General features: G+C 44.1%; 10 protein-coding genes. 1 reads left to right on the top strand and 9 read right to left on the bottom strand.

The window, feature by feature from the left end; translation table 11 throughout:
* Positions 1 to 9 precede the first annotated feature (9 nt).
* The 7 genes from BN8899_RS15240 to BN8899_RS15210 form a co-directional block, all read right to left on the bottom strand.
* The gene (locus BN8899_RS15240; RefSeq protein WP_040371260.1) at positions 10 to 213 is read right to left on the bottom strand and encodes a hypothetical protein; all 204 of its coding nucleotides are present in this window, start codon (positions 211 to 213) and stop codon (positions 10 to 12) included.
* A 16-nt stretch (positions 214 to 229) separates the two neighbouring features.
* The gene (locus BN8899_RS15235) at positions 230 to 1,615 is read right to left on the bottom strand and encodes a RagB/SusD family nutrient uptake outer membrane protein (protein ID WP_065220041.1); all 1,386 of its coding nucleotides are present in this window, start codon (positions 1,613 to 1,615) and stop codon (positions 230 to 232) included.
* Positions 1,616 to 1,630: 15 nt separating this feature from the next.
* Positions 1,631 to 5,017: a SusC/RagA family TonB-linked outer membrane protein gene (locus tag BN8899_RS15230; RefSeq protein WP_231932383.1), complete on the bottom strand. Its 3,387-nt coding sequence runs from the start codon at positions 5,015 to 5,017 to the stop codon at positions 1,631 to 1,633.
* 322 nt (positions 5,018 to 5,339) lie between these two features.
* Positions 5,340 to 5,561, bottom strand: coding sequence for a DUF2795 domain-containing protein (locus BN8899_RS15225; protein ID WP_009135471.1), 222 nt, complete (start codon positions 5,559 to 5,561; stop codon positions 5,340 to 5,342).
* Between the two features lie 163 nt (positions 5,562 to 5,724).
* Positions 5,725 to 7,512 carry a chloride channel protein gene (locus BN8899_RS15220; protein WP_065220039.1) on the bottom strand — a complete coding sequence of 596 codons (1,788 nt, stop codon included), beginning with the start codon at positions 7,510 to 7,512 and terminating at the stop codon, positions 5,725 to 5,727.
* 24 nt (positions 7,513 to 7,536) lie between these two features.
* The gene (locus tag BN8899_RS15215) at positions 7,537 to 8,649 is read right to left on the bottom strand and encodes a DUF4831 family protein (protein WP_065220038.1); all 1,113 of its coding nucleotides are present in this window, start codon (positions 8,647 to 8,649) and stop codon (positions 7,537 to 7,539) included.
* Positions 8,650 to 8,660: 11 nt separating this feature from the next.
* Positions 8,661 to 10,193 (bottom strand): NAD(P)H-hydrate dehydratase, encoded by a 1,533-nt coding sequence (locus tag BN8899_RS15210; protein WP_082987086.1) that lies wholly within the window; start codon positions 10,191 to 10,193, stop codon positions 8,661 to 8,663.
* 115 nt (positions 10,194 to 10,308) lie between these two features.
* On the opposite strand from BN8899_RS15210, the gene BN8899_RS15205 reads away from it, so the two are divergent.
* Complete coding sequence (locus tag BN8899_RS15205; RefSeq protein ID WP_065220037.1) at positions 10,309 to 11,868, top strand: peptide MFS transporter; 1,560 nt, start codon at positions 10,309 to 10,311, stop codon at positions 11,866 to 11,868.
* Between the two features lie 208 nt (positions 11,869 to 12,076).
* Here the strand turns inward: BN8899_RS15205 and BN8899_RS15200 are convergent, their stop codons facing one another.
* Entirely contained in the window at positions 12,077 to 12,955 is an 879-nt protein-coding gene (locus tag BN8899_RS15200) for a DUF3078 domain-containing protein (protein ID WP_065220765.1), read from the bottom strand.
* A gap of 161 nt (positions 12,956 to 13,116) precedes the next feature.
* Positions 13,117 to 14,340, bottom strand: a complete 1,224-nt coding sequence (pepT, locus tag BN8899_RS15195) for a peptidase T (RefSeq protein WP_065220036.1) — start codon at positions 14,338 to 14,340, stop codon at positions 13,117 to 13,119.
* Positions 14,341 to 14,353 lie beyond the last annotated feature (13 nt).

The raw sequence follows: 14,353 nt of genomic DNA, 5'->3' as shown, positions 1-14,353 counted from the left end.
AAATTACTATTATTCAGAAGCTCTTTCAGCGAGAGCCTCGTCAAAAGCTTTCTGTTCGGCATCAAGAATATCTTGTTCCTCGTAAGTCAACCTGGGAGTAGGAATCACAATTTCACTATCTATAATTTCCTCGATACGAGGAGTTAACTCCTTGCTATTGTCACAACTCGATAAGCCTAGTAACAAAAAACAACACCATAAAATGTATTTCATAATTCTTATTTTTAGACTATTCATAACCTTCATTCTGTACTAAATTCGGGTTGACCCGTAAATCCTGCTTCCACAAGGGGAAGGTATACAAGTATTTCTTTGTTTCATACTTAATACCTTTATACCCAACCCAAAACTCGGGACGCCCGTTACGCTTCAATTCAAACCAACGATCGTATTCCATGTAAAGTTCCTTCCGGCGTTCGTTCAATATAGACGCCATCAACGGGGTCAAGTTTTTTCCCTCCGCATCGACCTTGATCATAGCCGACGGATCAACAGGAGGCAACGTATTCATTGCCAACGGAACGTAATCTTTAATCCTTTTCTCCCGCAATTTATTCAAATATAATAAAGCATTTTCCTCGTCGGACAAATGGGCATATCCCTCTGCCAACATCAAACACATCTCCGCCCCGCGAATACACATATTCAGACGTTTTTTGTTCAAAAATGTCTTGTCGAAAGAAATCGCGTAACGTATATCCCGCTCCTTTTCTTTGAATAAGCCGGCAAATTCAAGGCTCACCGGACGCCTGCGGGTATCCGTGGCATATCGGATATTGAATGCCGTACTAATCATACCTTGCCCGTAAGAAACAACGATCATATTACCCGGTTTCGTTTCAAAGGGAGGTTTAGACTGTATCATGGCTTCGTATGCCTCACCCTCTATTAACGGGTACTTTTCCAACAACTCTTTGGCAACGGCTATCGTTTTTTCCCAATTCTGAATCCAGAAATAAGTCCTCGCCAGATAGGCTTTCGCCACATCAATGGTCAAGATATACTCGTCATCTGTAAGGTTCAACGCTATCGCCTTCTCCAAATTGTCAATAATGAAATCCGCTGTAACCTGAATATTTCCCCTTCCGGGCTTCGCTTCCATATCAAAATGATCCACGATGGGAATTCCCATGATTTCGTTTGCCCGTTGTTTATCGTACGGTTCGCATAACTCCCGCATCATATTATAATACAAGATTCCCCGCAAGGTATAAGCCACAGCTGTGATTTTCTTGCCTAGTTCCGACTCCTTATCCTCCATATTGTCCAGCACGATATTCACATCCTTCACCACTTGGAATAGATTATTAAACCGGTATATCGCCGAAGCAATATATGAACCCACGTAGGTCGGTGTATAGGAACTCGTCGTTTTCATCAGACTAGCATTCAGGTTATCTGAAAAACATTCAAAACGCAGTACGTCATTGAAATTCCCAAGTATTTTATCCGAGGTCGCCGTCTCGATATTATTCAGATGCGTGTAGATCAGCGTGGCATAGTCCTCCGTGGTTTCCGGCAACACCTGCCCGTATGTTTTTACTTCCAAGTAATCGTCACAAGAGGTACAATACCCGGAAACAAACAATAAAATGTAATATATATACCTTTTCATAGTCCTCCATTTTTATCAAAATCCAAGATTAATTCCAAACGCCACGGAACGAGTGATAGGATAAGTCGTACCCGGAGTCTCCGGATCGATCCCCGAGTAATTAGTAAACGTGAAGAAGTTGCTCATCATCAACGAGAAGTTCAAAGAAGATACTCCCAACTGGTCCAACCACTTCCGGGGCAAGCTATAATTTAAAGTAATATCCCGTATGCGGAGGAAAGAAACATCCTCCAGGAAACTTCCGATAGTAATCGATGACAAGACAGGATTGTATTGATCCAAATACAGCTTCTCCCCGAACGCATCGACAATTCTCGGATATTTTGCATCCGTATGGGTCTTTGTCCAACGATTGGTCATTTCCCGTCTTACATTCAAATGATTACGATATAGATCACTATATACTGTCTGTGGTTTTTCCTTCGCTTCAGACGAATAAGAAACCTTTTCATAACTCGCTGGAGAAGTTATTCGGTTATCTACTTTTGCCCCGAAAGAATACGATCCCCCGACCGTAAGCGACAAAGTCCGGTAAGAGAACCGAAAATTAAACCCTCCTGCAATAGGTGCAATAGAAGTGCCTAAATAATAACGGTAATTAACTAGAGTTTTTAAATCAGAAGCCTTCTCTATCTTGGCATCAGGACGCATATAATAAGTATAAACCCCGTCGTACGGGTCGATACCCATTTCTTTACCCCCGAAAATAGCTTCCAGCGGATACCCGACATATTTCCCCTCGCTAATCGTTCCGTTAGGAGAAGAATATTTCGATAGCACATTTCGATTCCATGCTATATTACCGGAAAAATGCCACTTAAAATCACGGGTATTGATAATCTTCACGCCAAGAGTTGCCTCCACCCCTTTATTCTCTATTTCGGATGAATTATAGCTTTGAGTGTTAAACCCGGTAGAGGAAACCACCCGAACCCGAGAGATAACATCGGAACTTCTCCGCCAATACCCTTCGACCAATCCCGTGATACGCTCATCGAATAAACCAAATTCCAATGCCACTTTCATATCTCTGGTTTTCTCCCAACGCAACTTAGGATTGGGAGCCGTTTGAATAGACCCGGTAGCATGATTGTGCCAGTACTTCGCACCATCCTTTATCACAAGATATTTCAAAATGCCCGGAACGACATTTCCCGTGTAACCGGTAGCCACCCGAAGGGTCAAACGATTCAACACGGTTTTCAGCGACTGCATAAAAGGTTCACTGTCGGCGTGCCAAGCTGCCCCTAAAGACCAAGTAGGATTGAATTGTTCGTCACTACCGAAATTATTCGATCCATCCATACGAAATGAGGTGTTCAGTATATAACGTTCCAGATAAGTATATTCCGCCGACGCATAAAAAGAAGCATACGTACTTTCCGAACGACTCATCCCCGATAAGTTATCAATCAATGTCGTGTACCAAGTACCACCGAAATCCTCCGGGTAAGGATTCTCGGGCATACTCGTGTTCCCCGTTTTCTCGTCATATCCATAACGCTTGACAGCTACACGTTTGCTCTTGGAACCGCGAAGTTCCGCCCCTAGCAACACGTTCAGGTAATGGCGATCCGAGTAAGAATCCGAGTACGAGAACTGTCCCCTGGCATTATATTGCTCCCCGTCAGCTGACGATTGAGTTATAGAACCGTATAAATTCTGCGTTTTCTTATTATAATCAAAAGCAAGCCGATCCACGAAAGCGGCATAAGACTCACGTCCCAGAATATTTTCTTCTTTATTATTCGTGTAACCGTAAGAAACTAACCCGGAAAATGACAACTGTTTCATAATTTGAAAATCCAAACTAAATTGCCCCGATGCCGAAAACTTTTTCCCCTCGCTGGAAGTTTTCTCCATTTCCCGCAAAATATTAAACCCTGCCGTGGGTAAATTTTCCAGAGAAACCGTACCTTCATTTATTGCCGTCAGGTTGAAATAGGTCATGTCCGGACGAAAACTTCCGTCCTCGTTATAAGGTCGCTCGTAGGGATTGGCAAAATAAGCGTACTTGAACGGGTCTACATTCATACTCGGACTTTTAGAGATCAAATTGGATATCCTTACACCTATCCCTAATTTCATCCGCTTGGACGGATTCGTTGAAACCCGAAGATTCATCGAGTAACGATCATAACCGCTCTCCTTCAACAATCCCTCCTGGCTCGCATACCCCAGGGAAGCGTAATAGGTAGATGTCGGATTTCCACCCGAGAAAGAAAGATTTTGCGTCATATTAAAAGAATTTCTGAATATAACGTCAAACCAATCCGTCGAATGGGAAGCTAAATCTTGGATATACGCATCTTGCTCACTCTTCGTCATCGCCTCAAAACCATCATCCGTCCACAGAGCCCCGTTACGCCCGAGTTTGTTCGCCCGTAACATTCCCACGATACCGACTACCGGGTATTGTGTTTCATTGTTTGCATACTTTTCTGCCGCAAACTCATCCCACAATTCCTGTTCCCACGCCAATTTTTCGGAAGCATTCATCAACCCGGCATCACGCTGAGGTTTCAGTCCGATACCAAAATGTGCAGAGTAACTCGTACGCATCTTACCGGGCTGTCCCTGCTTGGAATTAATCACGATAACCCCTCCGGCAGCACGGGAACCATAGATTGCCGTTGCGGCAGCATCCTTTAAAACCGTGATACTCTCGATGTCATTCGGATTAATCCCTGCCACACCATTGACAAATATTTCATTGAAATTCTCGGATTTTATCTGAGACAGATCAAATTTAGGCAGTTCATCCTGCAAGGGCACACCGTCCACTATCCACAGGGGTTCGGCACTCCCGGTTATCGTGTTCGTACCCCGAATCCGAATCTTTGAAGATTCTCCGGGACGTCCCATATTGGTAACCACAACACCAGCAACCAAGCCCTGTAACAGATTATCCACCGATACCGGAATCCTGTTCTCTAAAGCATCGCTTTTTATCACGGCTATCGACCCTGCTGCCCTGCGTTTGGTGGTTGTTCCGTACCCCGTGATAACCACCTCGTCCAACTCGCCGATTTTCTCTTCCATAACCACGTGAAGCTCTTTCTTGAAATCCTTTACCACGATCTCCTGCTTCTCCATGCCTATAAAAGAAAAGATCAAAATGACTTCCTTTTGTTCTGGGAGGTCTATGACAAAATGTCCTTTAATATCGGTTACGCCTCCCAGCTTTGTTCCCTTAATCAACACGGTAACGCCCGGCAGAGGTTCTCCTTGAACATCTTTTACCGTACCTTGTAAGCGCACCTGTTTCACCTTCTCCTGTTGTGTCTGATAATCAAAAGACTCTCTCGATTTTTCTTCCGAAAACCCATCTAAACTCAGGGTTATCAACAAAAAAATCAACAAAGAGAGTCCCATTACCCTACATTTCAACTTCTTTTTCATAGATTTGTAGCGTTTAATTTGTTAAACATTATCGGAATGGCAGATAATTGTAGCTAGCTATCTGTCATTCTTTTTATTCACATTCCAATCACATTTTTCCTTATCTCAACTTCCATAGATACATTCACAATCTCCTACAAATATTCATTTTTACAAAATTCAATTTCAATATTTAATTGTCTGCAAATGTCAATATTATCCATGAAAACTACAATCCCCATATATTATGAAATAAAATATAAAATTCCCTATCTATGATGAATAAAAAAACGAACCACCCCTCACGAGGTGGTTCGTTTTTCTTACAACCGTCAAAAATCAATCAGTACTCATCCTCGTTAAAGAAGAAGTCATCTTTACTTGGATAGTCTGGCCAAATATCTTCAATACTCTCGAAAATCTCTTCATCATCCTCAATATCCTGAAGATTCTCAATAACTTCCATAGGTGCCCCTGAACGAATGGCGTAGTCTATCAACTCATCTTTTGATGCAGGCCAAGGTGCATCTTCCAATTTTGAGGCAAGTTCCAGTGTCCAATACATAGTTATATCGTTTATATAGTTTTTTCTATTTTGCCGCGAATATATACTTTATTTCTAATAATACAACCTCTTTATAATATAGAAGGAATTATTTAGAAACATTACAAGTAACATATCCTCCATCCTAATAACGGGAATGTGGCTAAATAGTTACATTCGCCCCTTATTCATCATCCGAGAAATGGATAAGCACCTTACGATAAGTATTGAATATCTTTGCTTTAGAAACGAATCCCAAGTACTGGTGATCTTGCAGGACGGGTAAATTCCATGCCCCGGAATCCTCGAACTTTTTCATCACCACCTCCATCGAATCATTTATATCGATAACCACGGAAGGAGTCGTCATGAAATCCCTCACGTAGGTCTTGGAATACATATCCTGATTGAACATCACCTTACGAATATCATCTAATAACACGATCCCCAACAATTGTTGCCGCTCGTTTAACACCGGAAACAAATTACGGCTAGATTTAGAAACCACCTTCACCAGATCGCCCAGCGTGGCATCTACCCCAATCGTCTTGAAATCCGTTTCCACCACTTTGTTCAATTTCATTAAAGTCAATACCGCCTTATCCTTGTTATGCGTCAGCAAATCGCCCTGTATAGCCAACCGACGGGCATAAATGGAATAAGGTTCCATCCCTTGGCTCGTCAAATAAGAAATGACGGAAGTCAACATCAAAGGTAGGAACAAAGCATATCCCCCCGAGATCTCCGCTATCAGGAACATTGCCGTCAAAGGAGCCTTCATCACCCCTGACATTGTGCCCGCCATACCCGCCAGCACGAAATGACTCGGTTCCACGTGACGTATTCCACTCAAGTTAATCAACATGGCTACCAAAAAACCAGCAACGCCCCCGGTAAACAAACTCGGGGCAAACACACCACCGACACCACCACTACCGTTCGTCAATGCTGTTGCAATTACCTTCACGAAGATTAATCCGACCACGAAAAGAATCAGCATCCAAGTACTATCCCGAAACCCGAAGAAATACGTGTTATTCAACAATTTATCGGAATGTCCAGCCATCAAATCGTCCAATGCGGTATAACCTTCTCCGTATAGCGGAGGGAAAATAAAAATCACGATTCCCAGTAGAGCCCCGCCGATAGCCACTCGTTTCCAAATATTTTTTACCCGTTCGATCAATTGTTCCACCCGGATATTCATTCGCACGAAATACACGGACAACACTCCGGAAAAAACACCCAGTATCACGTAATACGGGAAATTAGCCATCACGAACTTATCGGTAATCTGATAGGAAAACACGAACCCATCCCCCATCAGAAAAAAAGTCACCACGTATGAAGTAATAGCCGTAAACATGAGAGGAACCAGCGAAGCCATCGTCAAATCTAGCATCAATACCTCCAACGTGAAAACGATCCCGGCAATAGGCGCCTTGAATATCCCGGCAATGGCACCTGCCGCACCACACCCGATCATTAATGTCATTACCTTATAATTCATCCGGAACAACCGGGCAAGATTTGACCCGATCGAAGCTCCAGTCAACACGATGGTTGCCTCCGTCCCGACCGAACCTCCGAACCCAATAGTCAAGGTACTGGCAATCATGGACGAATAATTGTTATGCGGTTTGATTATACTATTCCGACGAGAGATAGCGTACAGGACTTTAGTTACCCCGTGACTGATTCCGTCCTTCACGAAAAACTTCACGAACAAAGTCGTGAGCAAAATACCGATAACCGGGTACACGAAGAAAAACAAGCTACCGCTATCCACCTGCATCCGTTCCGTAAAGAACATATGAGTAAAATGCACCATATTCTTCAACGTCACTCCCGCCAACCCAGTCACAACCCCCACCAGGATACTCAAGATCACTATAAATTGCTTCTCTTTGATGTTGCGCACACGCCACACCAAAAACTTCCCCAGTAATCCCTTTTCGTTAATTTCCGCCATAAATTGAATTGTAAACGCTTAAAGCTATTTCTTCACCACACCTTTCAACGAACCGTATTGCGGGTAAAATTCGACAGCTATGCCTTCGTTATTAATCACATCCAAAGGGAATTGCTTGATCACACCCAATTGCGGAATGATAGCCCGGACGGTCATCAAAGTTTCTTTCCCCTTCATCAGGCAAAGATCAGCAGTCGCCGGCTCCCGGTAAAATATAGAAGGTATCGGACGGGCGGATTCCTTTTGCGGTGTTTCCTGTTTCCGTATCAGAATATTTCGTAACTCAACGATATAAGGTTGGGCGGAAACATTATTCTTAGCAGTCACACCTTCCTCCCCGGAGAAACGGAATAAAACAACGGATTCATCCGCTTTCTCGGGCACGTACGTGAAAGTACGGGTAACCTCACGCCTTATCTTTTTTCCCATAAATAGACTCAAGTAATTCTGTTCCAATTCGTCCAACGCTTTCAACGCCTCGACAGTAGCCATCCCTTTCGTCAAAAGTTCCAGGCGCTTTTTCCGGATGGCAAATATATCTTCCGTGATCTCACTCGCGTAATCTTTCTCTTCTTTCAGTACATGACGCTCGATCGGATCCCACACTTTGCGAATCTCCCCTTCTACTTCCATTTCCGTAAAATTGGAATCCAGCACCTCTTTTTTCGTGGAACGCAGCCCAAAACGAATATAATCAATATCGGCATTTGTGTCTTCCACCTCGCTCGTGTACGTAAGCTCTCGCTCCCGGCTCTCGTTGGTAGCTCCGCTTCCCAGCCCAGCGAGGAAACCTTCCGGGGTCACGTTTATCAATATCGAATTGTACTCACCCGTGGCGTTCAGCGTGTACATGGCTTTCGTGTCCGGCAAAGCCTTCGGCACAAAACGAATATTTTTGATTGTCCACGCCTCGTCGGGGAGCATTATTTCCGGTTGTACCCCCAATTGTTCTTGGGCATATTTGCGGAAAGGTCCCGGCACGGACTCCACGCATTCCATCGTGACTACAACATCATAACCGACCTTCGGCAAAGCATAATCCACAGACACAGGAGTAGTTAATTCTCTCTTCTTCTGTCCTAAAACCGCAAGGGATGCCAATCCCATCAACCCGATAATCAATAAAAGTCGTTTCATCTCGTTTATCACTACTTTGCAATATTACATGTTTCCATCATTTTCCACACCAATCCCAGCTTATCCGCAATGTCGCCCGCCCGGACTCCCCTCATTCCCTGTTCCTCTGCCGCCAGGTCACCCGCCTTGCCATGCACATAAACACCGATCACGGCAGCATCCAACGGCTCGTGCCCGCTCGCCAGCAAGGCTGCAATAATTCCGGTCAACACGTCACCAGCCCCCCCCTTCGCCATTCCCGGGTTGCCCGTCGTGTTAAAATAACAATTTCCCTCGGGAGAAGCGATCACCGTACACGCCCCTTTCAGCACGACGTACACTTGATGCAGACTTGCAAAGGTGCTCAATTTATTTAATCTATCAAAATCATTTTCACTTTTTCCTGCCAATCTTTCAAATTCTCTCGGGTGAGGCGTCAGTATAGCACCCCGGGGAACCAAATCCAACAAATCGGCATCGGCGGCAATCAAGTTCAAGGCATCGGCATCCAGTACCATCTTTCCCTTCCACTCCTTCAAAAGCTGACGCACCCCCTCCCTCGCCGCGGGAGCCATACCTAATCCCGGTCCCACTCCAACCGCCTGCACCCCGCGAAGATCGTCCACCCCCGAGAAAGAATAGTCACTCCGGTCCACCTCCACCAACGCCTCGGGCACGGCAACATGAATCATTTGCTTCAACGAGCTAGGCACATGCACCGTCAACAATCCCGTGCCCGAGCGAATAGCCCCCCTCGCCGCCAACACAGCCGCCCCCGGCATCTCGGGAGAGCCCGCTATTAACAAGGTATTCCCCAGCGTGCCCTTGTGCGAGAATTTATCGGGCACCAGCAACCGGGACGCCACAGCTTCCCCCGTTAGGTAATACCACGGGGATTCCCGTTCCCGCAAAATACCCGGGTGCAAGCGAATATCCAACACCTCCACCCGACCGACGTACTTGCCATTCTCCGGGAACATAAACGCCAGCTTCGGAAACTGGAACGTAAAAGTGTAATCAGCCTTCACGATCGCCCCGTCATTCTTGCCGTTATCTTCACCGAACAAGCCGGACGGGATATCTATCGCCACCACCCGATGGGGTAACGCATTTACTTTCCGGATAATATCACCCAAAAATCCGGTTACCGGACGATTCAATCCCGCCCCGAAAATCGCATCAATGATAACACAACCTTCATCCGGTACGAAATCTTCCACTTTTTCCACCTCGATACACGTGCCCCCGTCCTGGATAAAAAGCTCCCTGTTCACGGCACAATCGGGCGATAACTGTTTCTCGGGACACAAATCAAACACCTTGACCGTCATCTCCATTTCATTCAACAACCTCGCCACGGCATACCCGTCGCCGGCATTGTTCCCACATCCCGCCAGAATGTTAAAAATATGGTCACGTGAAAAAAAAATCAATAATTTTTCAGTCAACGCACAAGCCGCCCGTTCCATCAAATCCAGTGATGTTATCGACTCATAATCAATCGTGTACTTATCAAGCTCCGACACTTCGGATGCCTTGAAAATTTTCATGTATTCATTCTTCATAGCATAGTTCAAACGTTTTCAGCGACTAAAGATAAAAAAATAAATTATATTTGCGTGCTGTTAGTGCGAACGAAATAATTTTAAATTAATCAATACAAATCAAAAACAAAAGTTTATGTTTAAAAATCATCCTAAAGGGTTGCTTACAGCCGCCCTAAGTAACATGGGGGAACGTTTCGGCTACTACATCATGAATGCCGTCTTAGTGTTGTTCCTGTGTTCTAAATTTGGTCTGAGTGAAGCTGCCAGTGGTACTATTTACTCTTTCTTTTACGCTGGTATATACATTTTAAGCCTTATCGGTGGTCTTATCGCAGACCGCACACAAAACTACAAAGGAACCATCAAGACCGGTCTTGTAGTTATGGCAGCAGGATACATTATTCTTTCTATTCCTATCCTCGCTACATCGGCAAACACGACTTGGTTGTTGACCCTTACTTGTTTTGCCTTGTTCCTTATTGCATTCGGTAACGGTTTGTTCAAAGGTAACTTACAGGCAATCGTGGGTCAAATGTATGATAATTTTGAGACTGAAGCTGCCAAAGAAGGTCCGGAAGCTCTCAAAATTGCAAAAAGCAAAAGAGATTCAGGTTTCCAGATATTTTATGTATTCATCAACGTGGGTGGTCTGATTGCCCCGTTCATAGCACCGGTTTTACGCCAATGGTGGTTGGGTGCAAACGGATTCTCTTACAATGCACAACTCCCGGCACTTTGCCACGAGTATATTAACAATGCTGCCGCTATGGCACCCGAAGCTCTTGCAAACTTGCAACAACTTATGACTGCCGCCGGAGGAGCCATCACCGATTTGGCAACCTCTTGCCATCAATACTTGCAAATTTTCAATGAAGGTATTCACTATTCATTCATTGCATCTGTTGCAGCCATGCTTATCTCTCTTGTAATCTTCTTTGTTTCTCAAAAAACTTTCCCTAATCCAGCGAAGAAAGCTGTAACACAAAGCATAGACTACACCCCTGAGGAGAAAGCTGCTATGGCGAAAGAAATTAAACAGAGAATGTACGCATTATTTGCTGTTTTAGGTATCGTTATATTCTTCTGGTTCTCATTCCATCAGAACGGTATGTCCCTTTCATTCTTTGCACGTGATTTCGTAGATTCTTCAGCTGTTGCACCTGAAGTATGGCAAGCAATCAACCCATTCTTCGTGATTGTACTTACCCCCATAATCATGGCAATCTTTGGATTCCTTGCAAGACGCGGTAAAGAGATTTCAACTCCGAGAAAGATCGCAATTGGTATGTTCATTGCGGGAATGGCATTCTTGTTCCTTGCTATTTTCTCAATGATGAAAGGTTATCCTTCTGCTGACTCATTCAAATTACTCCCCATTGCAGAGCAAATGGCAAGTAAGGCACACTGGTGGGTTCTTATTGTTACCTACTTCTTCCTGACAGTCGCAGAGTTGTTCATCTCGCCTCTTGGATTATCATTTGTATCAAAAGTTGCTCCCAAGAGTATGCTTGGTTTATGTCAAGGTCTATGGTTAGCAGCGACCGCCCTCGGTAACCTTCTACTTTGGATTGGTCCTCTTATGTACAACGCATGGCCGATCTGGCAGTGCTGGATGGTATTCTTGATCGTATGCCTTGTATCCATGGGCGTTATGCTTGGTATGGTAAAATGGCTTGAAAGAGTTACAAAATAAGCAACAACTTCAATCATATAAAAAAGAGTTCGGGGTCCCCGAACTCTTTTTTTTGGAAACATAAACCCATATCGCATTCACGAGCGCATTTTTCTAGTAACAACCCGGCAAAGACTACCCGACCGGACATAAAAATAGGTTGTCGACCATTCATAGACCGACAACCTATCCTATTAAAAAATACGGTTTATAAGCTTCTATCTTGCAACTAAAAATGAATCTGCAACCCTACACCCAACACTTCTTTAAATTGCACTCTCGGTCCCGCAGACCCATCCTTTTGAGCAATCTTCACGTCATTATCGTACAATAAATTTGTAGATAGCGTTGTTGAGAACCATTTATTAATAGCCATATTCAATTGCACGTCCCAGCGGACATCAATATTCTGCGGATCTTCAAGGTAGTTGGAGTACAATTCCAAACGAGAATAAATCGTCATATTTTGCAAAAACTCGTAATTTACTTCAGCTTTCAAGTTAGCACCGAACTCTGACAGTAAATGTTTTCCCTTGTCCACGCCGAAAGCACCTTCATCCGACAAACGTTTGTTCGCCACAATAGTTCCTCGCCATGAAGCAGGTGTAAAAGTTACAGTAAATATTTTATTTGGATTCCACGTGGCACCAACACCAATAACTAAATATCCGGGTGCCATGAATTTAGAAATAAAATCAGAATCCTCAATGTTATAATCATATCCCTTGGCAAACTGCGTGTTAAAGTTCAACAAGGCACTCCAATATAACGATTTATACATTTGATAACCGTATGTAGAAGCAAAATAAATCTTATCGTTTGTCTTCCGGGCGCTTTTCCCGTCGTTCTTTGTCAAACCGTATCCTAACTCCAAACGATTTTGCCATAGTTGACGATCTCGTTTAAAATCGGCACTGTACGTTATCTGACTGTCAAAAGCCAGAGCAGACTCACCTCCGGCAGACCAACTACTTAAACTCACTTGCGTTAATTTCAACCCGAAATATCCCGCTTTATTCCATGCCGTATCTCTCACCGGCTGTGCCTCCAATTGCCCCAATCCCAACAGGAACAAGGCAATACATAAAAATCCTCTCATCATATACATCATTAATTTATCCAATTTACATTTAATTTCACAAAAGTAATCTTTTCCGATTAAACGTGAAACAATACCGATAGGTTATAAAAAAATGTCCCAAAGTTTAACTTGAGACATTATTTCTTTATCAACTCCGACTTTCAAACTCAGGATAGCGTTCTAACCAATTATATTTTAGCGGAAAACTCGGATATTTTCACGATCAATTTAACCGCTTTCTCCATGGATGAAACGGGTATATACTCGTAACGCCCATGAGAATTATGCGCTCCATTGGACAGGTTAGGCGTCGGTAGTCCCATAAAAGACAGTTTCGCCCCGTTGGTTCCACCCCGGATTGGCACGATCAAAGGTTTAATACCTAATTCCGCCATCGCTTGTTTGGCGATTTCCACGATATATCTCACCGGTTCTAGCCGTTCTTTCATATTGGCATACTGGTCTTTCATATCCAACAATACCGGCAGGTCATATTTCCGGGTAAATTCCCGAACCCCATTTTCGATAACACCTTTCCGCCACTCGAAAGTTTCCTTGTCAAAATCGCGAATCAATATTTCAAGAACCGTTTCTTCTACCGTACCTTTTATCGAATAGATATGAAAAAATCCCTCGTAACCGGAAGTATACTCGGGAGCATCCTTCTTCGGAAGACCCGCCATAAACTCATTAGCGACCTTGATAGAATTCACCATCTTATTCTTGGCATAACCGGGATGGAAATTCCTCCCTTTGAATGTCAAACGGGCTAAAGCGGCATTAAAATTCTCGCACTCTAGTTCTCCGATCTCTCCTCCATCCAGCGTATAGGCAAATTTAGCCCCGAATTTCTTCAAGTCAAAATGGTCTACCCCCTCCCCGATTTCCTCGTCCGGAGTAAAGCAAACAGCGATTCTCCCGTGTTTGATTTCCGGATGCTGTATCAGGTATTCCATTGCCGTCAAAATCTCGGCAATACCGGCTTTATCATCTGCCCCGAGAAGCGTGTTTCCGTCGGTCACGATCAAGTCTGTCCCCACGTAATTCAACAATTCGGGAAAATCATCCGGGGATAACGTGAATCCTTTCTCTTTATTCAGAAGAACATCTACTCCCTTATAACTCTCTATAATTTGCGGCTTCACGTGTTTGCCCGTCATATCCGGACTGGTATCCATGTGGGCGATAAAACCGATGGAAGAACACTCCTTATCCGTATTCCCGGGGACGAAACCCATCACGTACCCGCAATCATCCACCGACACGTCCTGCATACCTATCGCCTGCATCTCTTCACAAAGAAGATAAGCAAACTCCAATTGTCCCGGCGTACTCGGAACCAACCCGGTTTCCCGATCCGACTCCGTGTGTATCTTCGCATACCTAAGAAAACGCTCAACTACTGGCAACATATATTAATTCTGT

Origin of the sequence: Butyricimonas sp. Marseille-P2440 (assembly GCF_900091675.1) — a bacterium.
In the GTDB taxonomy this organism is placed as follows: domain Bacteria; phylum Bacteroidota; class Bacteroidia; order Bacteroidales; family Marinifilaceae; genus Butyricimonas; species Butyricimonas synergistica.
The sequence above is the reverse complement of the archived record's forward strand: the minus strand, read 5'-3'. Positions and strand labels throughout refer to the sequence as shown.